This window comes from Streptomyces sp. SirexAA-E, from assembly GCF_000177195.2.
In the GTDB taxonomy this organism is placed as follows: Bacteria; Actinomycetota; Actinomycetes; order Streptomycetales; family Streptomycetaceae; genus Streptomyces; species Streptomyces flavovirens.
Genome location: NC_015953.1, coordinates 1,825,934 through 1,851,542 on the forward strand (window position 1 = coordinate 1,825,934; position 25,609 = coordinate 1,851,542).

Below are 25,609 nucleotides of genomic sequence, written 5' to 3' on the forward strand. Positions count from 1 at the left end.
ATGACGACCGGGGTGCGGCGCAGGATGGGCGTCGACGAGCGCAGGGCCCAACTGATCGGCGTAGCGCTTGAGTTGTTCAGCGACCGCTCTCCCGACGATGTGTCGATCGACGAGATCGCGGCTGCGGCCGGCATCTCGCGGCCGCTGGTCTACCACTACTTCCCCGGGAAGCAGAGCCTGTACGAGGCGGCGCTCGGCCGGGCCGCCGACGAGCTGGCGGGACGGTTCCTGGAGGCCCACGAAGGTCCTCTGGGGGCACGGCTGCTGCGGGTGATGGGCCGGTTCTTCGACTTCGTCGAGGAGCACGGACCGGGCTTCTCCGCCCTGTTGCGCGGAGGTCCGTCGGGCGGGTCGTCCAGCGCCGACGCGATGATCGACGGGGTGCGGCAGGCCGCGTACGGCCAGATCCTGTCCCACCTCCAGGTGACGTCACCGCCCGCCCGGCTGGAGCTCGTGGTCCGTTCCTGGGTGTCGCTGGCCGAGACGACGGCTCTGCTCTGGCTGGACGGGCGGCGTATCCCGCGGGCGGAGCTGGAGTTGCAGCTCGTGCACGACTTCGCGGCGCTGGCGTCGGTGAGTGCCGCCTACGACCAGGAGATGGCCGGCATCGTGCTGCGGGTCTTCGCGCAGGAGCCGGCGGACGGCCCCTTCGGCGACCTGCTCGGCCGGCTCTCCGCCATCGCGCCCGCCGCCCCGGCCGTGCCGCAGCAGCGGAGCCGGTAGGGAGCATCCCGCCCCTGCCCCGTCCCGTGTCGCGGACGGGCGGGGCGGACGGCCGCCGGTCGTCCGGGGCGGGCCCTCAGGAGTCCGTCCGCTCTGTGGCCATCTCCGGGAACGTCACCCCGGTGAGCTCCTCGGAGACGGTCCACAGTCGCCGCTGGACGGCCTGGTCGTGGGAGTCGGGGCTGGAGGTGACCGGCTTCGGATACCCCCGGATCTCCCCCCGGCCGCCGGGGCCGTAGTACTGGCCGCCGATGACGGCCGGATCGGTGGCGGCGCGCAGGGTGGGCAGGGCACCCATCTCCGCCTTCTGGGTGAGCAGCGGCGCGAGCCAGGTGATGGGCACCCGGAGCGCGGCGGGTGTGTTGCGGGCGAGCTCGGTGTTGGACACGCCGGGGTGGGCGGCCACCGCGACGGTGGTGCCGTGCGGTGCGAGCCGGCGCTGCAGCTCGTACGTGAACATCAGGTTGGCGAGTTTGGCCTGGCCGTAGGCGGCGGTGCGGCTGTACGAGCGTTCCCACTGCAGGTCGTCGAAGTGGATGGCGGCCCGGATGCGGTGACCGGTGCTGCTGACCGTCACGACGCGGGAGCCGGGGACGGGCAGGAGCCGGTCCAGCAGCAGGCCGGTCAGGGCGAAGTGGCCGAGGTGGTTGGTGCCGAACTGCAGCTCGAAGCCGTCGGCGGTGGTCTGCCGCGGGGTGTACATCACGCCGGCGTTGTTGATCAGGAGGTCGATGCGCGGGTGGGCGGCGCGCAGGTCGGCCGCCGCGGACCGGATCGAGTCCAGGGAGGTCAGGTCGAGGGCCTGGACGGTGACGTCGCCGGTGAGGCGGGCGGCCGCCCGCCTGCCCTTCTCGACGTCGCGGACGGCCAGGACCACCGCCGCCCCGCGCGCGGCGAGCATCCGGGCGGTCTCGAAGCCGAGCCCGGTGTTGGCGCCGGTCACGACCGCCACCCGGCCACGCTGATCGGGGATGTCCTGCTCGGTCCACTCGCCACTCATGCCGCACTCCTAAGAACCGTCGGTCTGTTATGAACGAACATAAGAGACCGCCGGTCTACTGTCAAGAGACCGGCGGTCTGCAAGCTAGGCTGAGGGTGTGACATTCCAGCGCGCGCGAAGCGAGGAGCAGCGGGAGATCCGCCGCCGGACGATCCTGGACACGGCGGCGGCCATGCTCGACGAGATGCCCGTGGCCGAGGTGAGCCTCAACGAGCTCAGCCGGCGGGTGGGCCTGGCCAAGTCGAACGTCCTGCGGTATTTCGAGTCCCGCGAGGCGGTCCTACTCGAACTGCTGGACGATTTCCTGGGACGCTGGCTCGCCGACCTGGCGGACGAGCTGGCCGCGGGCATCGAGGCGCACGCGGCACCGGAAGTGCGGGCGGGCCAGCTGGCCGTGGTCCTCAGCCGGTCGCTGGCGGACCGGGTGGTGCTGTGCGATCTCTTCGGCGCGCAGGGCGGCGTCCTGGAGCACAACGTCTCGGTCGAGGTGGTCAAGCGGCACAAGCGTTCCTCGCTCACCCGGCTCGCCGCCATGACCGAGCTCGTGCGCCGCCACGTGCCCGAACTCGGCGACGACGCGCAGCTGTTCTGCCTGATGAGCCTCGTCTCGGCGGGCGCCCTCTCGTCCTACGTCCCGCCGCCGCCCAGCCTCCTCGCCGCCTACGCGGACGAGCCCGCTCTCGGCGCGCTCCACATGGAGCTGCCCGACGCGCTGCGGGCCGCCTTCACCTCGGCACTCCTGGGCGTGCTGCCGCGCGCCTGAAGGTTTTCCTGCGCCGTGAGGGAGCACGGCCCCGCGCAGGCCTAGCGCTTGGTGTACGACGGGTCGAGGTCCCGGATCTCCGCCGAGGTGTGGGCGGTGAGGCCGTCGGCGGGCCCGAGGTGGTCCGCCAGCAGCTCCAGTACGTCCGCCGTCAGCCGGGACTTGATCTCGGGGGTGCGGCCGGCCAGCAGCGCGATGGAGACGTGCACGATCGCGTCGCCGGCCGGGGCGTCCCCGACGACGCTGTCCTCGGCCCGGCGGAACCGGGTCTTGCAGGCGGCGATCTTGGTGGACACGGCCTCCGCGACGAGCGGGTGCAACGCCAGCGCGAAGCCGCGGCGGTCGAAGCTGTCGTCGAGCTCGGCGGAGTAGTCGACGGTGATCTGCGGCATCAGGCGCTCCTGGTGCGGGGTGCGGATGTGGGCGGGTTCAGCTTCGCGTGGGTGCTCCGGCCGCACAAGGTCGTGCCCGCCCTGCGAGACCGGCCGGCCCCGGTCCCGGCTCCCGTACGGCGGGGACGCGGGGCCGGGGCCGGCCGGTCCGGGAGGCCTCAGCCCCGGGTGAACACGGCGACCGTGCGCCCCGGGACGGTGAAGGTCCCCGAAGAGCGGTCGTACGCCGCCTTCTTGACGGTCCGGTCCGCGCCGGACGCCTGGACGGGGTGCAGGGTGTACGTCGTACGGGCCGGCTCGGGGACGCGCTGGGTCTGCGTCCCGGGGGTGGCGTTCAGGACGACGACCAGCTCGCCCAGTCGCATGGTGATCACGCCCGGCGTCTCCTTCGTACCGGAGAGCGGGAAGGACAGGGCCTTCTGGACCTGCGCCGTGGTGGCGAGGTCGAAGTCCTTCTCGGTGGTGCGAATGGTCAGCAGGTCCTGGTACGCGGCGGACGCCCCGGTGATCTCCGCGCATCCGGGACGGAGCGCGGCGGAGGCCAGCAGCGGCTTGGCGTAGGACCACTTGTCCTGGTTGTCGGCGGCAGGCGGCAGCCCTCGGCCGAAGCCGTTGCCCTTGCGGCAGTCCCAGTGCAGGGCGTTGAACCAGTCGCCGCTGTCGTAGGAGTTGCGGTCCAGCGATTTGGAGCGCAGCAGGTCGGTCCCGGCCTGGGAGAGCGAGGGTCCCTGGGAGAGGGTGGCGGTCGCCATCGCCAGGACCTGCATGCGGGCCCGGTCGGCGGCGGTGGTTCCGGCGGGCAGTTTGAAGGCGAGCGTGTCGTAGAGGGTCTCGTTGTCATGGGCGTCGGCGTAGGCCAGGGCGTCGCCGGGGGCGGCCGCGTATCCCGCGGGCGCGCCGTTGTAGTCGACGGCCGAGCCCTTGACCGTGCGGCCCTGGGTGTCGGTGAAGGTGTAGTCGGCGAGGCTGCCGGTGAGGCCGACCTTGATCAGGTCCTGGTAGTGCAGGAGCCGGGCCTTCTGTTCGGCCTCGGTGCCGTTGGCGGGTGAGGTGTTGGGGTCGGTGTAGAGGCCGGAGGCGAAGCCCTGGACGCGGGGGTCCTCGTCGAAGGGGCCGCCGCCGCGTACGGCGTCGCGGGCCCGGTCGGAGAAGGTGGCGATGCCGGTGCCGGCCATGTTCTTCTGGGTGGCCTGGACGAAGTGGGCGTCGTCGGCGATCTCACCGAAGTTCCAGCCCTCGCCGTACAGGACGATCTTCTTCCCGTCGACGCCGTCCTCGGCGACGGTCAGCGCGTCGAGCGCCTTGCGGACGGCCAGGATGTTGGCCTTGGGGTGGTGTCCCATCAGGTCGAAGCGGAAGCCGTCGACCTTGTACTCCTTGGCCCAGGTGACGACCGAGTCCACCACGAGCTTGCCCATCATGGTGTTCTCGGTCGCGGTGTCGGCGCAGCAGGTGGAGGTGGAGACGGTGCCGTCCTCCAGGAGCCGCTGGTAGTAGCCGGGCACGATCCTGTCGAGGACGGACTTGTCGTCCTGCCCGGAGGCGACGGTGTGGTTGTAGACGACGTCCATGACGGTGCGCAGCCCGGCGCCGTTGAGGCCCTGGACCATCTGCCGGAACTCGACGGTGCGCTTCGTGCCGTTCGGGTCGGAGGCGTACGAGCCCTCGGGCACGGTGTAGTGCAGCGGGTCGTAGCCCCAGTTGAAGCCGTCCTCGGCGGCGGCCTTCGTGACGCAGGCCTGCTGCTCCTCGGAGTCGGGTGCGTACACGGACAGTTCGCAGGCGGGCGTGGTCTGCCGGGACTTCTTCTCGGGGATCGTCCCGATGTCGAAGGCGGGCAGCAGGTGGACGTAGCCGGTGCCGGAGTCGGCGAGTTCCCTGAGGTGCTTCATCCCGTCGGAGCGGGTGTCGGTGAACGCCAGGTACTCACCGGGGTGCTTCGAGGTGGGGTCCGTGATCGAGAAGTCGCGGATGTGCAGTTCCTGGATCTGCGCGTCGCGCAGCGGGACGGCCGCGGGCTTCTTCAGGCCGGACCAGCCCCGCGGTGCCAGTTCCGGGTCGTCGAGGTCGACGACGAGGCTGCGGGCGGAGTCGGTGGTCAGGGCGGTGGAGTAGGGGTCGGTGACCTTGTTGGTGACGGTCTTCCCGACGCTGGGGGCCCAGACGTCCACGACGTACCGGTAGGGCTTGCCCGTCCAGCTCTTCGTGCCGGTGACGGACCAGACGCCGGTGCGGTCGTCGCGGCGCATCGGGACGGTACGGCCGTCGAGTTCGAGCGAGACGGTACGGGCGGTGGGCGCCCAGACGGAGAGGGTGGGGGTGCCCTTGCGGAAGACCGGCCCGAGCTCGGCCGTGCTCGCGGCCTTCCCGTACAGGTCGTCCAGGACCCCGGCGGTCTGGACGCCGGTGGCGGCGAGCAGGGCGCCGTTGGCGGCGCGCTGGGTGGCGATCAGCTGGCCGCGCAGCGACGCGCGGACCCTGTCCCGGTCGCGCGGGTCCACGGTGAAGGCCGGGTGGTCCGCCAGGTGCGGGTACTTCGCCTTCTGGGCGGCGGTGAGTTCGGTGGTGCCGAGCCGGAGCCACCGGCCCTCGTCACTGAGGGCGCCGTCGACGACGGAGATCCGGCCGTCGTTCGCGTACACGAGCTGCTGGCTGGTGGCGGCGGTGGCCTTCACCTTCCAGACGACGGTGTCCGCGTCGATCCACTGGGCCTCGGCCTTGGTCAGGTCGGGCGTGGGGACGCCGCCGGTCTGGGGCAGCAGGTATCCGGACTTCCCGCCGAGCATCCACACCTCGTGCCCGTAGGTGGCGAGGTCCAGGGACTGGTCGCTGGGCAGGTCCTTCTCGTCGCCCTTGTGCAGGATGTAGCTGAGTGAGGTGGCGCCGTCGGTGAGCGGCACCTCGAACGTGGCGCCGTAGGCGTCGGTCTTCACCGGCGGCAGGGGTTTCGCCCAGTCGGTGGGGGCGGCGGCGCCGGTCCAGGTGTGCAGGCCCCAGCCGTCGTAGTCGCCGTCGGCCCGGTGGTAGTGCAGGACGGCCTTGGAGGTGTCCTGCGGCGGGTTCGCGCCCTCGGGGGCTTCGGTGGTCTGCTCGTCCTCGCCCTGTTCGACCCAGACCTGGCCGGTCTTCGCGAGGTCGATCGTCCGCTCGGGCCCGTCGGCGGTGCCGTTGTCGACCACGGTGTACGGGACGGTGGAGGTGCCCTCCTCCAGGTCGATCCAGGCGAAGGCTCCGTAGGCGTCGCGACCGATGAAGTCGGCGCTCTTCTCCCCGGACCTCAGCTGCCAGCCGTCGTAGTCGCCGTCCGCGCGGTGGTAGTGGACGACGGCCCGGTCGCGTTCGACGGCGACGGGCTTCGACGCGGGCGGCGCCTGGCCGGCGGTGGTGGAGGCGAGGGCGCTCGCGGTGCGCCCGGCCCGGTCGACGACCACGGCCTTGTAGCGCAGGGCCGTCCCGGCCTTCACCGACTCGTCCACGTACTGGGTGACCTTGTACGGGGCGTGGTCGGCGGTGCCGAGGGTGGCCCACGTGCCGTTGCCGGTCTGGGCGGCGAACACCACCCGGTTCGAGCCGCCGCCGCTGACGTCGGCGGTGATCTCGACGGTTCCGGTGGCTCCGGCGGCCGGGGCCGTCAGGGTGACCGAGGGCTTGGTGGCCGGGGTGCCGAGCTGCTTGTCGGCGCGCAGCACGAGGCTGGAGAGGGCGGGCACGGTGACCCGGATCTTCCTGTCCGCGCCGCTGCGGACGGTGCCGCTGCCTCCGTACAGGGTGCGGAAGCTCATGCCGGCCGACTCGGTGGTCAGCTCGACCGTCTTGGGCGCGGCGGAGTTGTTGGTGGCGACGACGTACTCGTACGGGCGCTCGGCGTCCGTGCGCGAGAAGGCGTACACGGAGTCCTCGGCGTACCGCTCGGTCTGGGTGCCGTCGCGCAGTGCGGGATGTTCGCGGGTGAGCTTCGACAGCGCGGCGATCGACCGGTACAGCGGGTGGGTGGTGTCGTACGCGTCCGAGGCGTGGGTGCGGTCGGTGCCGAGCTGGTCGTCGTCGAGGTAGTCGGCGGTCTTCGAGGCGAAGAGCGGCTGGCGGGCGTCCCTGTCGCCGCCGGCGCCGGTGTAGCCCTGCTCGTCGCCGTAGTAGACCACCGGGTTGCCCCGGCTCAGGAACATCAGTTCGTCGGAGAGGCGGGCGCGGGCGAGCAGTTCGGCGTCGTCCGCCTTCGGGTTGTCCTGCTTCAGGAACGTGCCGATGCGGCCCATGTCGTGGTTGCCGAGAAAGGTGACCTGCTCGTAGGCGTTGGCCTTGTCCGTGGTGTAGCGGTAGTCGTCCGCGTAGACGGCGGCGAGCTTCGAGGCGGGCGCGCCCTGGGAGGCGTACTGCCGGGCGGCTTCCTGGAACGGGAAGTCGAGGGTCGCGTCGAGCCGGCCCCGGGTGACGTAGGGCGAGGTGATGGCGGTGTCGGCGGAGTAGACCTCGCCGAACATGAAGAAGTCGTCCCGGCCGCGCTTGGCCGCGTAGGCGTCCAGCGCGGTGGCCCACTGGGTCCAGAAGTCCAGGTCGACGTGTTTGACGGTGTCGATGCGGAAGCCGTCGACGCCGAAGTCGCGGACCCACTTCTCGTAGATCCTCTCCATGCCGGTCACGACCTCGGGACGCTCGGTCCACAGGTCGTCCAGGCCGGAGAAGTCGCCGTACCCGGTGGACTCGCCGGCATAGGTGGAGTCACCCCGGTTGTGGTACATCGTGGGGTCGTTGAGCCAGGCGGGGACCTTCTTGCCCGTGGTGACGGGGGTGTACGGGAAGGAGTCGGCGTCCACCTTCTTCATGCCGTCGCTGTCGTCGAACGGCCGGCCCTCCGTGTCGAGGTAGGGGTAGGCGCCCTTGGACTTGTAGCCGTACTCCTTCTCGGCGTAGTCCACGGTGTCGGCGGTGTGGTTGGTGATGACGTCGAAGAAGACCTTCATGCCCTTGCCGTGGGCCTTGTCGATCAGCTTCGTCAGGTCGGCGTTGGTGCCGAAGTGGGGGTCGACCTGGGTGAAGTCGGTGATCCAGTAACCGTGGTAGCCGGCCGAGGCGTCGTCGCCGGTGCCCTGGACGGGCCGGTTCTTGAAGATCGGGGCGAGCCAGATGGCGGTGGTGCCGAGGCCCTTGATGTAGTCAAGCCGCTGGGTGAGGCCCTTGAGGTCGCCGCCCTGGTAGAAGCCCTTGTCGGTGGGGTCGAATCCGGTCTCCAGCCGCGAACCCGTGAGCTTGCCCCGGTCGTTGGAGGTGTCTCCGTTGGCGAACCGGTCGGGCAGGACGAAGTAGAACTGCTCGCGGGTCAGGTCGTGCCGGGCCGGTTCCCTGGCGAGCTTCGCGTCCGAGGGTGGTGACGGGGGCCGGGGCGCGGCGGACGCGGTGGCCGCCGCCGGCACGACGGGCAGCAGCGCGGCGCACAGCGCGGCGACGGCTCCCCGCCTCAGGGTGGTTCGGGACACGGGCGGGTTCTCCTCGGCTTTCAGGGGTGGGGGTCGAGCGGTGCGGGCCGGGGACGCCGTCGATCGCGTCCCCGGCCCGCAGGTGGTGGTTCAGCCGCGCCAGACGTCGGAGGTCAGCGCGACCTTGCCGGAGGACGGCACGGTGGCGGTGCGGTTGGCGCCGCTCTCCCAGGTGACGTTGCCGGCCGCGTCCTTGCGGAGGTACTTGTAGGCGAACGACGTCCCGGCGGGCAGGGCGACGTCGAGCTTCCAGACGGGGTACGCGGCCGGGTCGAGCTTCAGGGCGCCGCCGGGGTTCCAGTCGCCGAGCGTGGCCTGGTCGCCGGTGACGTAGATGTTCTGGCCCAGGACCGTGGTGGCGGCGACGCCGAAGGAGGCACCGGATCCGCCGGTCCCGGGGTCGGGGGTCGTGCCGCCGCCGGTGCAGGTACGGGCGCCCGTGTGCAGGGCCACGGCGGTGTTCGAGCCGAGGGTGGCGGTGAACTGGCCGGAGCCGTTGACGGTGACGCCCTTGCCGGACTGGACGTCGCAGTAGTCACCGGCGGGCAGCGACGTCTGGAACGTACGGGTCAGCGAGGAGCCCTCGTGGTTGATGGCGACGTACGCCTTGGAGCCGCGTCCGAAGGCGATCTGGTCGCCGCCGTTGTCCCACCAGTTGGTGACGGCCTGGCCGCGGGCGGCGTTGCGGAAGCCGACCATGGAGGAGATCTCGGTCCAGGCGTGCTGGCACTTCCAGCCGTCGCTGTAACAGGCGTTGACCTGGCCGCCGCTCGGCGGGCCGGCGTCCTTGTCGGACCACTCGTAACCGGAGTGGACGTCCGGGGATCCGTAGGGGTAGGCCAGCATGAAGACGCTCGCCAGGGTGTAGTCGGCGCCGTTCTTGTAGTTCAGCGTCTCACCGTTGCGTTCGGTGTCGTGGTTGTCGACGAAGACCGCCGACCTGCCCGACTCCATGAAGCCCCAGCCCTCGCCGAAGTTCTTCAGGTCGGCGAGGTTCCCGCCGAGGAAGGACTGCTTGAGCCCGCGGGCGTAGCGGAACTCCTGGACGTCACCGGTGCCGAGGTACTCGGTGGGCGAGACCGCCTCGTTCGCCCCGTAGATGGCCTCCTGCTTCCAGTACACGTTCGGGTTGCTGAGCCGCGACTTGATGTTGGCGAGGTCGCCGGCCGGCATGTGCTTGGCGGCGTCGATCCGGAAGCCGTCGACGCCGAGGGAGAGGAGGTCGTTCAGGTAGCCGGCGATCTTGCCGCGTACGTACTCCTCGCCGGTGTCCAGGTCGGCCAGTCCGACGAGTTCGCAGTTCTGGACGTTGGCGCGGTCGCCGTAGTTGTTGATCTCCGACTGGCAGTCGTTCATGTCGTTGACCGAGTAGAGCCCCGGGTAGTCGTACTTCGTGTACGAGGACCCTCCCGTGCCGGTCCCCGACCCGGACGACATGTGGTTGACGACCGCGTCGGCGACGACCTTGACGCCCGCGCCGTGGCAGGTACCGACCATGTTCGCGAAGGCCGTACGGTCACCGAGCCGCCCGGCGATCTTGTAGCTGACGGGCTGGTAGGAGGTCCACCACTGCCCGCCCTGGATGTGCTCCTGGGGCGGCGAGACCTGCACGTAGCCGTATCCGGCGGGGCCGAGGCTGTCGGTGCACGCCTTGGCGACGGAGTCGAACTTCCACTCGAACATCACGGCGGTGACGTCCTTCTCGCCGGGCGGGGCGGCCTGGGCCGTGCCGGCGGTGCCGAGCCCGGCGGGAAGGGCGAGGACGGCGGCGCCGGTGACGAGGGCGAGTGAGGCCGACAGTGATCTTCGTGCCATGACGTTCCTCCTGCGGTGGGGGACGTACCGGGGATGGGCGGAGCAGCCTCACGTGGCAACGCGCCGTGCCCTCAAGGCTTGAAGGTTCTTGCAGCAAGGATGCAAACCCTGTGCGCAGCAGACCGTACGAGCCCGACATGGTCCGGTCAACCCCCTGGACACGTCGCGATTACGTCCCGCTCACATCCACGAAATCTCGCAGTTTTCTGCCTGCAAGGACTTACGCAAGATATTGCGGAGCTGTTAAGTTCGACCCGACTCCGGCCCGGCCGGCCGGGGGTCCGGTGCGCCGGGCCCCACGCGCCCGGACGGCCGGGCCGGTCACGGCGCGGAGAGGCCCCGAGGTCGCTTCCCCGCCGGCCCAAACCCTGGGCCGATCTCGGGGGCTCTCCCGCGCGTACACACCTGGCGCGCGAACGGCTCGAAGCCCCGCGCCGCGCCGGCTCGGGCATGACGCCCCATCAGGAGGCGCCCCGTCGGGGGCGGCCGGGCGAGGCCCACTAAACTCACCGCCCATGTGGCCAGGACAGCAGTCGCCCTCCGGACAGCCGAACCCGAGGGACGGGTACCCCGGTTCGCCTCCCACGCAGCCCGCCGCGCCGGGCCCCGACTGGCATGCCGCGCCCACCGTCGGCATGGGCGCCCCCGAGCCGCCCCGACGCTCCTGGAACCGGACGACGGTCACCGCCGTGACCGCTGCCGCCGCCGTCGTCGTGGCGTGCGGGGTGACGGGCTTCCTGCTGCTGGGCGACGACGGGGACGACAAGGCGGACGCGAAGCCCACGGCGACGGACTCCGCGAGCGCCGACGGCACGGACCGGTCCGCGGCGAAGGGCGGCTCCGGCCCGCTCGTCCCCGGCTGGAACACGGTGGCCAACCCCAAGCGCGGCATCACCTTCGACGCCCCGGCCTCCTGGGCCCGGCAGTCCGTGGACTGGGTCAGTTACGTCGCGGAGGACAGCGACCCCGAGGAGAAGCCGATGGTCGCGATGATGGCCCCGGCGGTCTTCAAGGAGAAGTGGTGCACGTCCGACGACGACAGGAACGGCACCCAGGAGGACACCCCGCTCGCCTCGGTGGGCACCACCGGCGAGAAGGGCGCGAAGAGCACCGCCGAAGCCGCCGAGGACACCGCGCAGAAGTGGGTCTACGGCGCCTACACCCAGCCCGACCGGTCCCGCCTGACGATCGGTGAGCCGGAGACCTACCGGACGAAGACGGGCATCGAGGGCAGCCTCGTGACGGTCACCTCGTCCGGCACGCCGAAGAAGGGCACGTGCGACACCGACGGCAAGGCGGTGACGTTCGCCTTCAAGAACGCGGAGGGCGCCTACGTGTCCTGGACCTACGTCGGGGCACACGGGGTGTCGGACGAAGTGCCCGACGCCACGATCCGCCAAATCCTCAGCACGGTACGCCTCTACGAGGAGGGCGACGGCCAGGACTGAGGCCCCGCTCTCGTTGCCACCTACCGGGGAGCCGCGGTTCCCGGGTCTACGGAGTACCCCTCGCCGAAGACCTCCCCGCCGTGGCGGCGAGGGCGGCACGGGCCACTGACGCAGGAGCTCCGGATCGCCGCAGGCGGTGACCTTCTCGCGGATCTCGTCCGTGATGTCGATACCGCGTACGCCGAGGATGAGCGCGAGCGGCGAGGTGTAGAAGGAAAGGTCCACGGTCACCAGGTTCCTCCACTGTTGTGCGGCCGGTGTGAAGAGGCCCGGGTATTCCTGAAAGACGCGGTGCATCGCTTCGTGAGGTGCACTGACCACGGGTTTCCGTTCGGGAGCAAGCTGCCGTCTCCGGGCGGGCGGACCGTGATGAGGAGGATCCGCGATGCGCTGCATGTGACACCAGCACATGCAGCCACCTTGGGGCCCACCCACTCCAGCCAACCCGCATCACCCAAGTGAGTGATCAAGCAGATTTTCCGACCTATTAGCGGATGTGAGGTCGATTTCGGCCCAGACCGTCTTGCGCGGGACCGGTCCGACCTCGACACCCCAGCGGTCCGCGAGCGCCTCGACGATCAGCAGTCCGCGCCCCGACTCGGCGTCGTCGGGCGGGGGTTCGACGGCGCCGGGCGCGGGAGGCAGACGCTCACCCAGAGTGTCCGTCACCTCGATGCGGAGGAGCACGTCGCGATGGGCCGTGATCCGCAACCGGAAGTCACGGCCCGGCACGCGCCCGTGGAAGGCGGCGTTCACGGCCAGTTCGGCCACGATCTGCGCGGCCGGCTCGGTGGGCAGTCCCCAGTCGCCCAGATGCGCTGTGGCCAGCAGACGAGCGAGCCTGGCGCCCCGACGGGTGGGAGACAGCAGCACCGTGAACTGCCGGTCGAGAGCGGAATGTTCGGTTCGGGTGATTTCTTGGGTCACATCACCCAGCGTGGCCCCGTCCGCGTACGTTGAGGAGCGACAAGGCGGTTACGTACGGTGATTGTCCCGCTCTTGTCCAGCGTTGTCCCGGCTGTCCAGGGTGACTTCTGGGGGACGACAAGGGTTGGGCGAGAACGGCAAGCGCGTCGGAAGTGGGGCACGGATGAGCGTGGATGCGGTTGGTAGGGGACGCGAGGACGGCGGGGCGGACGACCATGGCTGGGACGTCGATCCCGACGACGAGTCAGGGGCCGCGATGGTCGCTGCGGTGGGCCGCCAGATCAAGGCCTGGCGGGAGGCCGCAGGCATGCGGGCCGCTGAGTTCGGGGCCGCGATCGGGTACGGAGAGGACCTGGTCTACAAGGTGGAGGGCGGACGACGCATCCCCCGGCCCGAATTCCTGGACAGGTCGGACGAGGTGACAGGGGCGGGCGGCAAACTCTCCATGCTGAAACGGGAGCTGGCGGAGGTCCGGTACCCGAAGAAGGTCCGCGAGCTGGCGAAGCTGGAAGCACGGGCGGTCGAACTGGAGGCGTACCACCATCACAACATCAATGGCCTGTTGCAGACAGAGGAACATATGCGGGCTCTGTTCGCGTCATGGTTGCCGGCTTACACGCAGGACGAAATGGATCGGATGGTGGCTGCTCGCCTGGCCCGACGGTCCATCTTCGACCGAACACCGCTTCCATCGCTGAGCTTTGTCCAGGAAGAGGTGACTCTCCGCCGCCCCGTCGGAGGCACAATGGTGCTGCACCGCCAACTCGAACACCTGCTGGAGGTGGCACAGCTGCCGAACGTGACGATCCAAGTGTTGCCGACGAACCGGGAAGAACATCCCGGAACAGGTGGGCTGATCGAGGTGTTGAGGTTTCCCGACGGCAGTGCGCTGGGGCGATCCGAGGGTGCGTTCAGCGGTCGGCCCGTCTCGGACCTGAAGCAACTCAGAATCCTCGGTCTGCGCTATGGCATGATCCGGGCGCACGCTCTTACACCGCGTGAGTCGGTGGCCTTCATTGAGCAACTGCGGGGAGAAGCATGATCCACAATTCCTCTGCCGAGGAAGCCACGGGGCCACACTGGCACAGAAGCAGCTACAGCAGCAGTGGTGACGGCAACGACTGCGTCGAGGTGGCAACCGCACCCGGCACCGTGCATGTCCGCGACTCCAAGAACCTGCCGGGACCCCGCCTCGGCTTCGCCCCCACCGCATGGAACGCCTTCGTGGCGCACACGTCCGGGCGCTGAAAGGCCGGGTCCCTCCGGACCCGGCCTTTCCGTCCCCGCACGGGCACGCGCCTCAGAGGCCGCGTGCCGCCGCCGTGGACCCCCGTACCACCAGCTCCGGCTGGAACACGTACTCCGTGCGCTGCACGGGGTTTCCGCCGATCTCCTCCAGCAGCGCCCCGACGGCCGCCCCCGCCATCGCCTGTACCGGCTGGCGGACCGTGGTCAGCGGCGGGTCGGTGAACGCGATGAGCTGCGAGTCGTCGAAGCCGACCACGGACACGTCGCGCGGGACGTCCAGGCCCCGGCCCCGGGCCGCCCGGACCACGCCGAGCGCCATCAGGTCGCTGCCGCAGACGATGCCCGTGCAGCCGGCGTCGAGCAGGGCGCCGGCCGCGACCTGGCCGCCCTCGACGCTGAACAGCGTGGAGCAGACGAGGTCCTCCGCCTCGCTCCGGTCCATGCCCAGCACCGAGACGGCGGCGTCGAGGAAGCCCTCGCGCTTGCGCCGGGAGGGCACATAGCGCTGCGGCCCGATGGCCAGGCCGATCCGGCGGTGGCCCAGCTCGGCGAGGTGCCCGACCGCCATCCGTACGGCGGCCGGGTCGTCCGGCGAGACGAACGGGGCGCTGATCCGCTCGTTGTAGCCGTTGATCAGGACGAACGGCACCCCGCGTTCGCTGAGCGCGGCGTAGCGCGCCGGGTCCGCCGAAGTGTCGGCGTGCAGCCCTGAGAGGAAGACGATGCCGCCGACGCCCCGCTCGACGAGTTGTTCGACGAGCTCGTCCTCGGTGGCGCCGCCGGGCAGTTGGGTGCACAGGACGGGCGTGTAGCCGTGCCCGGCGAGCACCTGTTCCACGGACTGGGCGAACGCCGGGAAGATCGGGTTGGTGAGTTCGGGCGTCACCAGGCCGATCAGCCCGGCGCTGCGCTTGCGCAGCGGTACGGGACGTTCGTAGCCGAGGACGTCGAGCGCCGCGAGCACCCGCTGACGCGTGGTGTCCGCGACGCCCGGCTTCCCGTTGAGGACCCGGCTGACCGTCGCCTCGCTGACCGCGGCGTGGCCGGCGATGTCGGAGAGCCGAGGCGCCGGCCCGGTCCTGGCTGCGGGGACGGTCACACCGTCCACCACACCGTGGTGTCGGCGGGCAGCTCGACGGTGTCGCCGTCGACGGCGACCGGGGCGCTGGCGAGCAGCAGGGTGCCGGGGACGGGCAGGGCCACGGGCGCGTCCGTGGTGTTGACGGTGCAGACGAAGCCGGGGCGGCCGAGGACGAGCACACCGTCGGGGGCGCTCTTCCACTCCACGTCCGTGCCGGCGCCGAGGCCGGGGTGCTCCCGGCGGGCGGCGATGGCGGCCCGGTACAGCTCCAGGGTGGAGCCCTCCGTGCCGGTCTGCGCCTCGATGGAGAGCTCGCCCCATCCGGCAGGCTGGGGCAGCCAGCTGCCGCCGTCGCCGAAGCCGTACGAGCTGCCCTCGCGGGTCCACGGGATCGGCACCCGGCAGCCGTCGCGGAAGCCGTCCTGGCCCTCGGCCCGGAAGAACGACGGGTCCTGACGGGCCTCGTCGGGCAGGTCGGTGACGTCCGGCAGGCCCAGTTCCTCGCCCTGGTAGACGTAGGCGGAGCCGGGGAGCGCCAGCATCAGCAGGGTCGCCGCACGGGCCCTGCGCAGGCCCTTGTCGCGGTCGCCTGCGGTACGGATCTGGGTGCCCAGGCCCGGCGGGTTGGCGAAGCGGGTGGCGTGCCGGGTGACGTCGTGGTTGGAGAGCACCCAGGTGGTGGGCGCGCCGACCGGGCGCATGGCGGCCAGCGAGGAGTCGATGACCGTGCGGAGCTCGGCGGCGTCCCAGGCGGTCGACAGGTACTGGAAGTTGAATGCCTGGTGCATCTCGTCGGGGCGCACGTAGTTCGCGGTGCGCTCGACGGTGGGGGTCCATGCCTCGGCGACGGCGATCCGGTCGCCGGGGTACTCGTCGAGGATGGTGCGCCAGCTGCGGTAGATCTCGTGCACCCCGTCCTGGTCGAAGAACGGCATGACATCGTTGCCCAGCAGCTTGAGCTGGTCGTGGGAGCCGAGGTCCGGCAGACCGTGGGCCTTGACGAGGCCGTGGGCGACGTCGACGCGGAAGCCGTCCACGCCCATGTCCAGCCAGAAGCGCAGGATCGAGCGGAACTCGTCGGCGACGGCCGGGTGCTCCCAGTTGAAGTCGGGCTGCTCGGGCGCGAAGAGGTGCAGGTACCAGTCGCCCGGGGTGCCGTCCGGGTTCGTGGTCCGGGTCCAGGCGGGGCCGCCGAAGATGGACTCCCAGTCGTTGGGCGGGAGTTCGCCGTCGGCGCCCTTGCCGGGGCGGAAGTGGTAGCGGTCGCGCAGGGCGGAGCCCGGGCCCTCGGCGAGCGCGCGCTTGAACCACTCGTGCTGGTCGGAGGAGTGGTTGGGCACCAGGTCGACGATGATGCGCAGGCCGAGAGCGTGGGCCTCGCGGATCAGGGCGTCGGCGTCCAGCAGCGTGCCGAACATGGGGTCGATGGCCCGGTAGTCGGCGACGTCGTACCCGGCGTCGGCCTGCGGGGAGGCGTAGAAGGGGCTGAGCCAGACGGCGTCGACACCGAGGTCCCTGAGGTACGGGAGGCGCGCGGTTACACCCGCGAGATCCCCCATGCCGTCGCCGTTGCCGTCGGCGAAGCTGCGTGGGTACACCTGGTAGATCACCGCGTCCTGCCACCAGCCGATGCGGTGGCCCGGGGCGTCGGCGGACGTGCCGGTGGAGGGGGCAGCGAGGTGCTGGGTCATGTCGTCCCTGGGGTGTCTGGGTGGGGAGCGGCGCCGGGACCGGGTCGGGGATCCGGCGCCGCCGTGACGGGTGCGTACGGTCGTGCGGGACTGGGCCGACGACACGGCCCATGTGCGTCAGCCCTTGACGGCTCCGGCGGACATGCCGGTGACCAGGTGCTTCTGCGCGAACAGGAAGACCAGTGCGGCCGGGATCGCGATCAGCACGGACGCCGCGGTCATGGGGCCCCACTGGGCTCCGTACTGGTTGACGAACTTCTGGAGTCCGCCCGCGAGCGTCAGGTTCTCGTCGCCGACCATGAAGGCGGAGGCGTACGCCACCTCGCCCCAGGCCGTGATGAAGGAGTAGAAGGCGGTGACCGCGAGGCCGGGCTTGGCGAGCGGCAGGATCAGCCGCCAGAACGTGCCGAACGGGGTGAGGCCGTCGACCTGTCCCGACTCGTCGATCTCGCGCGGGATCGTGTCGAAGAAGCCCTTCATCATCCAGGCGCAGAACGGCACCGAGATGGTGAGGTAGGTGATGACGAGGCCGGCCGGCTGGTTGATCAGACCGATGCTCGACATGATGTTGTAGATCGGCACGATGAGGACGGCGACCGGGAACATCTGGGTGATCAGCAGCGTCCACATCAGCCCGCGCTTGCCGGGGAAGCGGAAGCGGCTGACGGCGTAGCCGGTGGTGGCGGAGACGAAGACACCGAGGACGGTGGTGAGTCCCGCGATAACCACGGAGTTGCCGAACCAGGTGAGGAACTCGGTGTCCTTGATGAGGTTCGTGTAGTTCTCGAACGTCGTCTCTTTGAAGAAGTCCGTCGTCGTGGAGTACCTCGCCGGCTTGAGCGAGGTCAGCAGGACCCACAGCACGGGGAAGACGGCGATCACGGACGCGACGATCAGCGTGAGGTGCAGGGCCACGGACGCGATCGGGGACCGCTCGCCGCGCTTGCGGGGTGTGCGGGCGGAGTGCTCGGCGGCGGGCCGGGCCGTGGCGGGTGCGGCGGTGGAGTGGGTGGCGGTGGTCACCAGTTGTCTCCCTGCGTGCGGAGCACTCGCCGGTAGACCACGGCGAAGAGCATCAGGAGTACGAGGATCAGCACGCCCCAGGTGGAGGACTGCGCGAAGTCGCGCGGGCTGATCTCGAAGGAGAATTTGTACGCCTGGGTCACCAGGATCTGGGTGGACTCACCCGGTCCGCCCCGGGTCAGCAGGAAGATCACCGGGAACATGTTGAAGGTCCAGATGGTGGAGAGCAGGACCACTGTGGTGGAGACCGGACGCAGGCCCGGCAGCGTGACGTGGCGGAACCGCTGCCAGGCGGTCGCGCCGTCCATCTCCGCGGCCTCGTACTGCTCGGAGGGTATGGACTGCAGTCCGCCCAGCAGCGCGACCATGATGAAGGGGATGCCGAGCCAGACGTTGACGGCGATCACGGAGAACTTGGCCCAGGTGGGGTCGTTCAGCCACGGGACGGAGTCGATCCCGGCGCCGCCGAGGATCTTGTTGAGCAGGCCGCGCTCCTCGTTGTAGAGGAAGCGCCAGGCGAAGACGGAGACGAATCCGGGGATGGCCCAGGGCAGGATCAGGGCCATCCGGTAGGCGGAGCGGCCCGCGATCCTGCGGTTGAGGATGTTGGCGAGGGCCATGCCCAGGCAGAAGGTGATGGCCACACAGGAGACCGTCCACACCAGCGTCCAGCCCAGTGTGCTGAGGAACTGGCCGCCGGTCAGGGCGTCGACGTAGTTGTCCAGGCCCACGAACTCGTAGGTGGCCGGCATGTCGTTGACGCCGATGGACCGTGCGACGTTGCGCTCGTTGGCGTCGGTCAGCGACAGCCAGATACCGCGGACCAGCGGGTAACCGATGATCACGCCGATCACGATCACGACCGGGGCGACCATGGTCCAGGCGTACCAGTGGACCGACAGGGCCCGCCGGAGCCTGCTGGGCGGCGGGGGGTTACCAGTCCCGCGGCTCCGGCCGCGGGCGACGTCGTCGCCCGCGGCCTTCGCCACCGACTGGCTGGTGTGGACAGCCATCAGCCGGCCTGCCTTCCTGAGTTACTTCCAGCCCTTGAGGAGCTTGCGGTAGGAGTCTCCGGTCGCCTTGGCGGCCTTCTCCGGCGTGGTCTGGCCGGTGAGCACGTTGGTGTACTCGGTGTTCAGCGGGGCGAAGAGGCTGCCGGTCTCCGGGATCCAGGGACGCTCGACGGCGGTCTCGACGACGGGCTTGAAGAACTGGACGATCTCGCTGTCCACGGCCTGCTGCTTGGAGTAGGCGGAGGTGCGGGTCGGCAGCAGGTTGAGCTCGCCGGCGACCTGCGCCTGGGCCTCGACCGAGGTCATGTAGTCGACGAAGGCGTAGGAGGCGTCCAGGTTCTTGGAGCCCGCGTAGACGGCGAGGTTGTGGCCGCCCTGCGGGGCGCCCTGACCGGCGGAGCCGGCCGGCACGGTGGAGATGCCGAGGTTCCCCTTGTCGGAGAACTCCTTGCCGGTCAGCGTGTCGGCGACGGCCCAGGGGCCGTTGATCATCATCGCGACGTCGCCGTTCTTGAACGACTGCATCATGTTCTCCCAGCCGTCCGTGGCGTCGGTCTTGGCCGCCCCGGAGTCGACGAGGTCCTTCACGACACCGAACGCCTTGACGCCCGCGGCGTTGTCGACGGTGACCTTCTTGTCGGTGGCGTCGACCAGGTCGCCGCCCTCGCCGTAGAGGAAGGACAGGAAGTAGTACGAGTCGTCGCCGCGCAGGTAGAGACCGGTCTTGCCGGTCTTGTCCTTGATCTTCGCGGAGACGCTCTTCAGCTCGTCGATGCTCGCGGGCGGCTGGACCCCGGCGTCCTTGAACAGCTTCTTGTTGTAGAAGATGCCCATGGAGTCGATGACCTGCGGGACGGCGTAGGTCTTGCCGTCGTACTTCGTGGAGGCCACGGCCTGCTTGAGGAAGTCGTCCTGGTTCTTGAGCGCCGCGGTGCCGTCCAGCGGGGCGAGGTAGCCGAGGTCGGCGAACTCGGGCGTCCAGGCGACCTCGGAGCGGATGACGTCCGGGGCACCGGAACCGGCCTGCGCGGCGTTCTTGAACTTGTTCTGCGCGTCGCCGAACGGGACGCTGACGTACTTGACGTCGACCTTCGGGTGCTTCTTCTCGAAGCCCTCGGCGATCTTCTTGAAGACCTTGTCCTCGCTGCCGACGTTCGAGGTGTCCCACCACGTCACGGTGCCGGAGAGCTCACCCGAGCTCTTGCTCCCGCCGGACTCGTCGTCACTGCCGCAGGCGGTCGCCGCGAGCGCCAGGGCCGCGACCAGGGCGGTGGCCGTTATGCCACGTCGCATCTGAACTCCTTCAACTGCCGTACCGCTCCGTCGCGGCGCCGGGTCGACGTGAACGTAACAAGGATGAAAGACGACCGAAAGACCTTGCGGAAGATTTCTGCAAGCACCGCCGATCGTTACATTGGCGTGTCCTCAAGGTTGCCGTCAAGCCTCTTGACGGAACCGCTCACACCCTGCACATCCCAGGCCAGGCCCTGTGTTCGGGCTGTGCGGTGCTCATGCGGCCCGGGGCGGACCGGGCCCGCAAGTCCTTGCAAGAAGTTTCCTGCAGCAGTCGCGCAGGCCGGAGCCACGGGCCCCCGCCGTCCGGATCCCGTGCGCGGTGGGCAATCCGACACACGCCCGGTACAGTCCCCTCATGACCGCACGGCTTGCCGACATCGCAACTCAGGCGGGGGTCAGCGAAGCGACCGTCAGCCGCGTACTCAACGGCAAGCCCGGTGTTGCGGCGGCCACCCGTGAATCCGTCCTCGCGGCGCTCGACGTCCTCGGCTACGAACGCCCCGTGCGGCTGCGCCGCCGCAGCGCCGGCCTGGTCGGACTGATCACGCCCGAGCTGGAGAACCCGATCTTCCCCGCGCTGGCCCAGGTCATCGGCCAGGCGCTGACCCGGCAGGGCTACACGCCGGTGCTGGCGACCCAGACGCCGGGCGGCTCCACCGAGGACGAGCTGACCGAAATGCTCGTAGACCGCGGGGTGTCGGGCATCATCTTCGTCTCCGGCCTGCACGCCGACACCTCCGCCGACATGCAGCGCTACGAACAACTCCGCGCCCAGGGCGTGCCCTTCGTCCTCGTCAACGGCTTCTCCCCCGCGGTGCAGGCGCCGTTCATCTCGCCGGACGACCGCGCCGCGATGCGGCTCGCGGTGACGCACCTGGTGGCGCTGGGGCACGAGCGCATCGGCCTCGCGGTCGGCCCGAAGCGTTTCGTCCCGGTGCTCCGCAAGATCGAGGGCTTCCACGCCACGATGCGGGAGCAGCTGGGTCTCACGGCGGAGGCGGTGGAGGAGCTGATCCAGCACTCCCTGTACACCTTGGAGGGTGGCCAGGCGGCGGCCTCCGCCCTGATGGAGCGCGGGTGCACGGCGGTGGTGTGCGCGAGCGACATGATGGCGCTGGGCGCGATCCGCGCGGCCCGCCGGATGTCGCGGGAGGTCCCGCGCGACCTCTCGGTGGTGGGGTACGACGACTCTCCTCTCATAGCGTTCACCGATCCACCGCTGACCACCATCCGGCAGCCGGTGACGGCCATGGGCCAGGCAGCGGTGCGCACGCTGCTGGAGGAGATCGGCGGCACCCCCGCGCCGCACAGCGAGTTCGTGTTCATGCCGGAGCTGGTCGTCCGCGGCTCCACGGCCGCGGGCCCCGGCCCCTCGGCCGCTTCCCCGTCCCGCCGCTGAACCGTTCCCCCGCCCCGCCGCCGACCTGGGCGCCGTCTTGGTGCCCGATGTGCGTCGGCCACCGGACGGGAGGATCATCAGGCGGAGGGGGACGTATCTGGCAGACTCTGCGCCTATGGGTGATGCGCACGTGACCACACAGGAAGACCGCAGAGCGGTCACCCCGTCACTCGTCGCCGACGGGCCGAGGCCCGCGGGTTCGACGAGGACCACGGCCCGCGCGCGCCTGGGATCGCTGCGCTCCCCGCGCCGCCCCCGCCTCTGGTTCGAGATCCTGTTGATCGCGGTGAGTTACTGGCTGTACTCGCTCGTGCGCAACGCCGTGCCGGAGCAGAAGGCGGCGGCCCTGCGCAACGCCGACTGGATCTGGTCGCTGGAGCACTCGGTGGGGCTGGCCTTCGAGGAAACGGTCAACCACGCGGTCAATTCGGTGACATGGCTGATCGTGTCGATGAACTACTACTACGCGACGCTGCACTTCATCGTCACCATCGCCGTACTGGTCTGGCTGTTCAGACGCCATCCGGGCCGTTACGCGGCGACCCGTCTGATCCTCTTCGCCACCACGGCCGTCGCCCTCCTCGGCTACTACCTCTTCCCGCTGGCTCCACCGCGTCTGATGAGGGGCGGCGGGTTCGTCGACACGGTGCTGCTGCACCAGACCTGGGGCTCGATGGCCTCCGGCAACTTCAAGCAGATGTCGAACCAGTACGCCGCGATGCCCTCGATGCACATCGGCTGGTCGCTGTGGTGCGGACTGACGATCTTCGCCCTGGCCCGGGTGCCCTGGGTCCGCGTCCTGGGGCTGCTGTACCCGGCGGCGACCCTGGTGGTGATCGTGTCGACCGCGAACCACTTCTGGCTGGACGCGGTGGGCGGGATGACGTGCCTAGCGTTCGGTTACGCGGTGTCGTACGCCTGGTACGGAGCGCTGCCGCACCGGCTGCCGAAGGTGGTGCCGGCCCGGACCGGGAGGGGCCGCCCGCGCGCCCCGCACCGCCCGCCGGGTCCCTCGGGGCCGACCGCTCCGGCCGCCCGCCCGTCGGCGCCGTCCGCGGGGCGTCCCGTGGCGCCCCGGCGGCCCGAACCGGACACGGCGGCGGCAGCGGTACCGCCGACGCCGCCGGGGGCGTAGACCGGCGGCGGCCTGCGGGCGCTGCCCACGCCGCCCGCGCCGGACGACTATCCAGCCGCCCCGTAGAACAGCTCCTCCACCACCGCACGGGCCCGCCTGGTGATCCGCCGGTAGTCGTCCAGCATGTCCCCGACGTGCCCCGGCTCGTAGCCCAGGTACCGGCCCACCGCGGCCAGCTCACGCGGGTTCGAGGGGAAGGTGTCCCCCGGCCGCCCCCGTACCAGCATCACCGCGTTCCGCACCCGGGTGGCCAGCACCCACGCCTCGTCGAGGGTCCGCGCCTCCTCGTGGCCGATGAGCTCCGCCGCGCAGGCGGCGGCCAGCGCCTCACGGGTGCGCGTCGTGCGCAGTCCGGGCTCGGCCCAGCCGTGCCGCATCTGCGTCAGCTGGACCGTCCACTCGACGTCGCTGAGCCCGCCCCGGCCGAGCTTGGTGTGGAGCGTGGGGTCGGCGCCCCGGGGGATGCGTTCGGTCTCCATCCGCGCCTTGAGCCGGCGGATCTCCCGGACCGCGTCGTCGCCGAGCCCCTCCGCCGGGTAGCGCAGCGGGTCGACCATCTCGACGAAGGCCCGGCCCAGGTCCTCGTCCCCGGCCATCGGCTCGGCGCGCAGCAGTGCCTGGCTCTCCCAGACGAGCGACCACCGGCGGTAGTAGGCCGCGTACGACTTCAGGGTGCGCACCAGCGGTCCGCTCTTGCCCTCGGGGCGCAGGTCCGCGTCGATCAGCAGCGGCGGATCGGCGGTGGGCAGCTGGAGCAGCCTGCGCATCTCCGTGATGACGGTGGTCGCGGCCCGGGCCGCCTCCTCGTCGCTCACCCCCTCCCGGGGCTCGTGCACGAACAGGACGTCCGCGTCGGAGCCGTAGCTCAGCTCGTGGCCGCCGAAGCGGCCCATGCCGATGACCGCGAACCGGGTGGGCAGGGTGTCGCCCCACCGCTCGCGTACCGCCGCGCGCAGGGCCCCGGAGATCGTGACGGCGTTCAGGTCGGTGACCGCGGGGCCGACCCGGTCCACGAGCGCGCCGGGGTCGGCCTCGGCGGGGCTGTCCTCGGTGCCGTAGGAACCGATCAGGTCGGCGGCCGCCGTGCGGAAGAGCTCCCGCCGCCGCACACCGCGCGTCACCGCGACCGCGGTCTCCGCGTCCGGCGCGCGCCGGACGGCGGCCAGCACCTCCTGTTCCAGGTGCTCGCGGCTGCGCGGCCTCAGCCCCTCGGGGTCGCCGAGGAGGGCGACGGCCTCGGGGGCGCGCATCAGGAGGTCGGGGGCGAGCCGGCCGGCCGACAGGACCCGGGCGAGGTTCTCCGCCGCCGCGCCCTCGTCCCGCAGCAGTCGCAGGTACCAGGGGGTCTTGCCGAGCGCGTCGGAGACCTGCCGGAAGCCGAGGAGTCCGGCGTCCGGGTCGGCGGAGTCCGCGAACCAGCCCAGCAGCACCGGGAGCAGGGTCCGCTGGATGGCCGCCTTGCGGGACACCCCGGACGTCAGGGCCTCCAGGTGCCGCAGGGCGGCGGCGGGGTCGGCGTATCCGAGGGCCTCCAGCCGGGCGACGGCGGCCTTGGCGCTGAGCCGCCTCTCGCCGGGCGCCAGCTGGGCGACGGCGTCCAGCAGCGGCCGGTAGAAGAGCTTCTCGTGCAGCCTGCGCACCACGGAGGCGTGCCGCCGCCACGCCCGGTTGAGCTCGGCGACCGGGTCGGTGCGCAGCCCCAGGGAGCGGCCGAGCCGCCGCAAATCCGCCTCCTCCTCGGGGACGAGGTGGGTGCGGCGCAGCCGGTAGAGCTGGATGCGGTGTTCCATGGCCCGCAGGAAGCGGTAGGCCTCGTCGAGCTGCGCCGCGTCCGCCCGCCCGACGTATCCGCCGTCGGCGAGGGCGGCCAGCGCCTCCAGGGTGGAGCCGGCGTGCAGGGTGCTGTCGCTGCGCCCGTGGACGAGCTGGAGCAGCTGGACGGCGAACTCGACGTCCCGCAGCCCGCCAGGTCCGAGCTTGAGTTCGCGGTCGACCCGGTCGACGGGGATGTTGTCGACGACGCGGCGGCGCATCTTCTGGACGTCGCCGACGAAGTTCTCCCGGTCGGCGGCCTGCCACACCAGCGGGGACACGGCCGCGACGTACTCCTTGCCCAGCTCCCGGTCCCCGGCGACCGGCCGGGCCTTCAGCAGCGCCTGGAACTCCCAGGTCTTGGCCCACCGCTGGTAGTAGGCGAGGTGCGAGGACAGGGTCCGTACGAGGGGCCCGTTGCGGCCCTCGGGGCGGAGGTTGGCGTCGACGGGCCAGATGGTGCCCTCGACGGTGGTGTCGGAGCAGATCCGCATCATGTGGGCGGCGAGCCGGGTGGCGGCCTGGAGGGCCTTGTTCTCCTCGGCGCCCTCGGCGGGCTCGCCGACGAAGATCACGTCGACGTCGGAGACGTAGTTCAGCTCGTGCCCGCCGCACTTGCCCATCGCGACGACGGCCAGCCGGCACAGCGCGGCGTCGTCGGGCGCGTCGGCGCGTGCGACGGCGAGCGCCGCGCGCAGGGTGGCCGTGGCCAGGTCGGCGAGCTCGGCGGCGACCTCGGCGACGTCGGTGGTGCCGCACACGTCACGGGCCGCTATCGAGAGCAGGGCCCGGCGGTAGGCCACCCGCAGCGAGTCCGGGTCCGCCGCGCCCGCGAGCATCTGCTCGAACTCGGGGACTCCGGGGTGCAGGTCGGTGGCCTCGTACGTCACGAGGGTCTGCCAGTCGCGGGGGTGCCGCGCCAGGTGGTCCCCGAGCGCCTCCGACGCGCCCAGGACGCCGAGCAGCCGGTCCCGCAGCGGTTTGGCGGTGACGACGGTGTCCAGCAGGATCCGCCGTTCCCCGGGCTCCTGCGCCTCGACGAGCCGCACGAAGCCGTGCAGGGCGAGGTCGGGGTCGGCGGTCGCCCCGAGGGCGTCGAACAGGACGGGATCGGCCCGTACGGAGGCGAGTTCGGGGAGGTCGAGCAGCCGCTCGGCGGCGGACGGGTCGGTGAAACCGTGCCGCAGCAGTCGGCTGAAGGTACTGCTTCTGCGTCCCGGCACCGATGTCATTCCGCGCTCTCCCTGCCCGCCGACCCACGTATCCGTCTTCCGAGCCTACGGGCTGCGCTTTCGCCGCGCGCCGATCAGTCCGGGTCGGCGGCGGAGTCCACCCTTGAGCGAGACGACGACATCCCCGGCACCGAGGA

18 protein-coding genes are annotated in these 25,609 nt (G+C 70.8%); 7 read left to right on the forward strand and 11 right to left on the reverse strand.

Annotation, left to right across the window (positions count from 1 at the left end):
* Positions 1 to 723 (forward strand): TetR/AcrR family transcriptional regulator, encoded by a 723-nt coding sequence (locus SACTE_RS08060; RefSeq protein WP_014045538.1) that lies wholly within the window; start codon positions 1 to 3, stop codon positions 721 to 723.
* Positions 724 to 799: 76 nt separating this feature from the next.
* On the opposite strand, the gene SACTE_RS08065 is transcribed toward SACTE_RS08060, so the two are convergent.
* Positions 800 to 1,723, reverse strand: coding sequence for an SDR family NAD(P)-dependent oxidoreductase (locus SACTE_RS08065; protein WP_014045539.1), 924 nt, complete (start codon positions 1,721 to 1,723; stop codon positions 800 to 802).
* A 97-nt stretch (positions 1,724 to 1,820) separates the two neighbouring features.
* Here SACTE_RS08065 and SACTE_RS08070 point away from each other — a divergent pair, with 97 nt between their 5' ends.
* Complete coding sequence (locus tag SACTE_RS08070) at positions 1,821 to 2,486, forward strand: TetR family transcriptional regulator (protein WP_014045540.1); 666 nt, start codon at positions 1,821 to 1,823, stop codon at positions 2,484 to 2,486.
* A 41-nt stretch (positions 2,487 to 2,527) separates the two neighbouring features.
* Here the strand turns inward: SACTE_RS08070 and SACTE_RS08075 are convergent, their stop codons facing one another.
* From SACTE_RS08075 to SACTE_RS08085, 3 genes are all read right to left on the reverse strand, one after another.
* Positions 2,528 to 2,878 (reverse strand): isomerase, encoded by a 351-nt coding sequence (locus SACTE_RS08075; RefSeq protein WP_014045541.1) that lies wholly within the window; start codon positions 2,876 to 2,878, stop codon positions 2,528 to 2,530.
* Positions 2,879 to 3,036: 158 nt separating this feature from the next.
* A complete protein-coding gene (pulA, locus tag SACTE_RS08080; RefSeq protein WP_014045542.1) occupies positions 3,037 to 8,352 on the reverse strand; it encodes a pullulanase-type alpha-1,6-glucosidase in 5,316 nt (1,771 codons plus the stop codon).
* A 90-nt stretch (positions 8,353 to 8,442) separates the two neighbouring features.
* Complete coding sequence (locus tag SACTE_RS08085; protein WP_014045543.1) at positions 8,443 to 10,167, reverse strand: carbohydrate-binding module family 20 domain-containing protein; 1,725 nt, start codon at positions 10,165 to 10,167, stop codon at positions 8,443 to 8,445.
* A 635-nt stretch (positions 10,168 to 10,802) separates the two neighbouring features.
* Between SACTE_RS08085 and SACTE_RS08090 the strand changes: the two genes are divergently transcribed.
* Positions 10,803 to 11,615 (forward strand): hypothetical protein, encoded by an 813-nt coding sequence (locus tag SACTE_RS08090; protein WP_014045544.1) that lies wholly within the window; start codon positions 10,803 to 10,805, stop codon positions 11,613 to 11,615.
* Positions 11,616 to 12,065: 450 nt separating this feature from the next.
* Here the strand turns inward: SACTE_RS08090 and SACTE_RS08095 are convergent, their stop codons facing one another.
* Positions 12,066 to 12,542 (reverse strand): ATP-binding protein, encoded by a 477-nt coding sequence (locus SACTE_RS08095; RefSeq protein WP_019992741.1) that lies wholly within the window; start codon positions 12,540 to 12,542, stop codon positions 12,066 to 12,068.
* Positions 12,543 to 12,705: 163 nt separating this feature from the next.
* On the opposite strand from SACTE_RS08095, the gene SACTE_RS08100 reads away from it, so the two are divergent.
* Both SACTE_RS08100 and SACTE_RS08105 read left to right on the forward strand, forming a co-directional pair.
* Positions 12,706 to 13,584: a helix-turn-helix transcriptional regulator gene (locus tag SACTE_RS08100; protein ID WP_014045546.1), complete on the forward strand. Its 879-nt coding sequence runs from the start codon at positions 12,706 to 12,708 to the stop codon at positions 13,582 to 13,584.
* A complete protein-coding gene (locus SACTE_RS08105; RefSeq protein ID WP_014045547.1) occupies positions 13,581 to 13,790 on the forward strand; it encodes a DUF397 domain-containing protein in 210 nt (69 codons plus the stop codon). The genes SACTE_RS08100 and SACTE_RS08105 overlap by 4 nt, the downstream gene beginning before the upstream one ends.
* A 52-nt stretch (positions 13,791 to 13,842) precedes the next feature.
* Here SACTE_RS08105 and SACTE_RS08110 read toward each other — a convergent pair whose 3' ends face one another.
* The 5 genes from SACTE_RS08110 to SACTE_RS08130 all read right to left on the reverse strand — a co-directional run bounded on the left by SACTE_RS08110 (position 13,843) and on the right by SACTE_RS08130 (position 19,891).
* On the reverse strand, positions 13,843 to 14,901 hold the full coding sequence (locus SACTE_RS08110) for a LacI family DNA-binding transcriptional regulator (protein WP_176724351.1): 1,059 nt from the start codon (positions 14,899 to 14,901) through the stop codon (positions 13,843 to 13,845).
* Positions 14,886 to 16,562 (reverse strand): alpha-amylase family glycosyl hydrolase, encoded by a 1,677-nt coding sequence (locus SACTE_RS08115; RefSeq protein ID WP_014045549.1) that lies wholly within the window; start codon positions 16,560 to 16,562, stop codon positions 14,886 to 14,888. Before SACTE_RS08115 ends, SACTE_RS08110 begins: the two co-directional genes overlap by 16 nt.
* A 117-nt stretch (positions 16,563 to 16,679) precedes the next feature.
* Positions 16,680 to 17,486 (reverse strand): carbohydrate ABC transporter permease, encoded by an 807-nt coding sequence (locus tag SACTE_RS08120; protein WP_226995221.1) that lies wholly within the window; start codon positions 17,484 to 17,486, stop codon positions 16,680 to 16,682.
* A 95-nt stretch (positions 17,487 to 17,581) separates the two neighbouring features.
* A complete protein-coding gene (locus SACTE_RS08125; protein ID WP_014045551.1) occupies positions 17,582 to 18,598 on the reverse strand; it encodes a sugar ABC transporter permease in 1,017 nt (338 codons plus the stop codon).
* A 21-nt stretch (positions 18,599 to 18,619) separates the two neighbouring features.
* Positions 18,620 to 19,891: an extracellular solute-binding protein gene (locus SACTE_RS08130; RefSeq protein ID WP_014045552.1), complete on the reverse strand. Its 1,272-nt coding sequence runs from the start codon at positions 19,889 to 19,891 to the stop codon at positions 18,620 to 18,622.
* A gap of 358 nt (positions 19,892 to 20,249) precedes the next feature.
* Here SACTE_RS08130 and SACTE_RS08135 point away from each other — a divergent pair, with 358 nt between their 5' ends.
* Together SACTE_RS08135 and SACTE_RS08140 are read left to right on the forward strand one after the other, a co-directional pair.
* The gene (locus tag SACTE_RS08135) at positions 20,250 to 21,293 is read left to right on the forward strand and encodes a LacI family DNA-binding transcriptional regulator (protein ID WP_014045553.1); all 1,044 of its coding nucleotides are present in this window, start codon (positions 20,250 to 20,252) and stop codon (positions 21,291 to 21,293) included.
* Between the two features lie 115 nt (positions 21,294 to 21,408).
* Positions 21,409 to 22,428 carry a phosphatase PAP2 family protein gene (locus tag SACTE_RS08140; RefSeq protein ID WP_014045554.1) on the forward strand — a complete coding sequence of 340 codons (1,020 nt, stop codon included), beginning with the start codon at positions 21,409 to 21,411 and terminating at the stop codon, positions 22,426 to 22,428.
* Between the two features lie 47 nt (positions 22,429 to 22,475).
* Here the strand turns inward: SACTE_RS08140 and SACTE_RS08145 are convergent, their stop codons facing one another.
* Entirely contained in the window at positions 22,476 to 25,472 is a 2,997-nt protein-coding gene (locus SACTE_RS08145) for a bifunctional [glutamine synthetase] adenylyltransferase/[glutamine synthetase]-adenylyl-L-tyrosine phosphorylase (protein WP_014045555.1), read from the reverse strand.
* Positions 25,473 to 25,609: the final 137 nt, after the last annotated feature.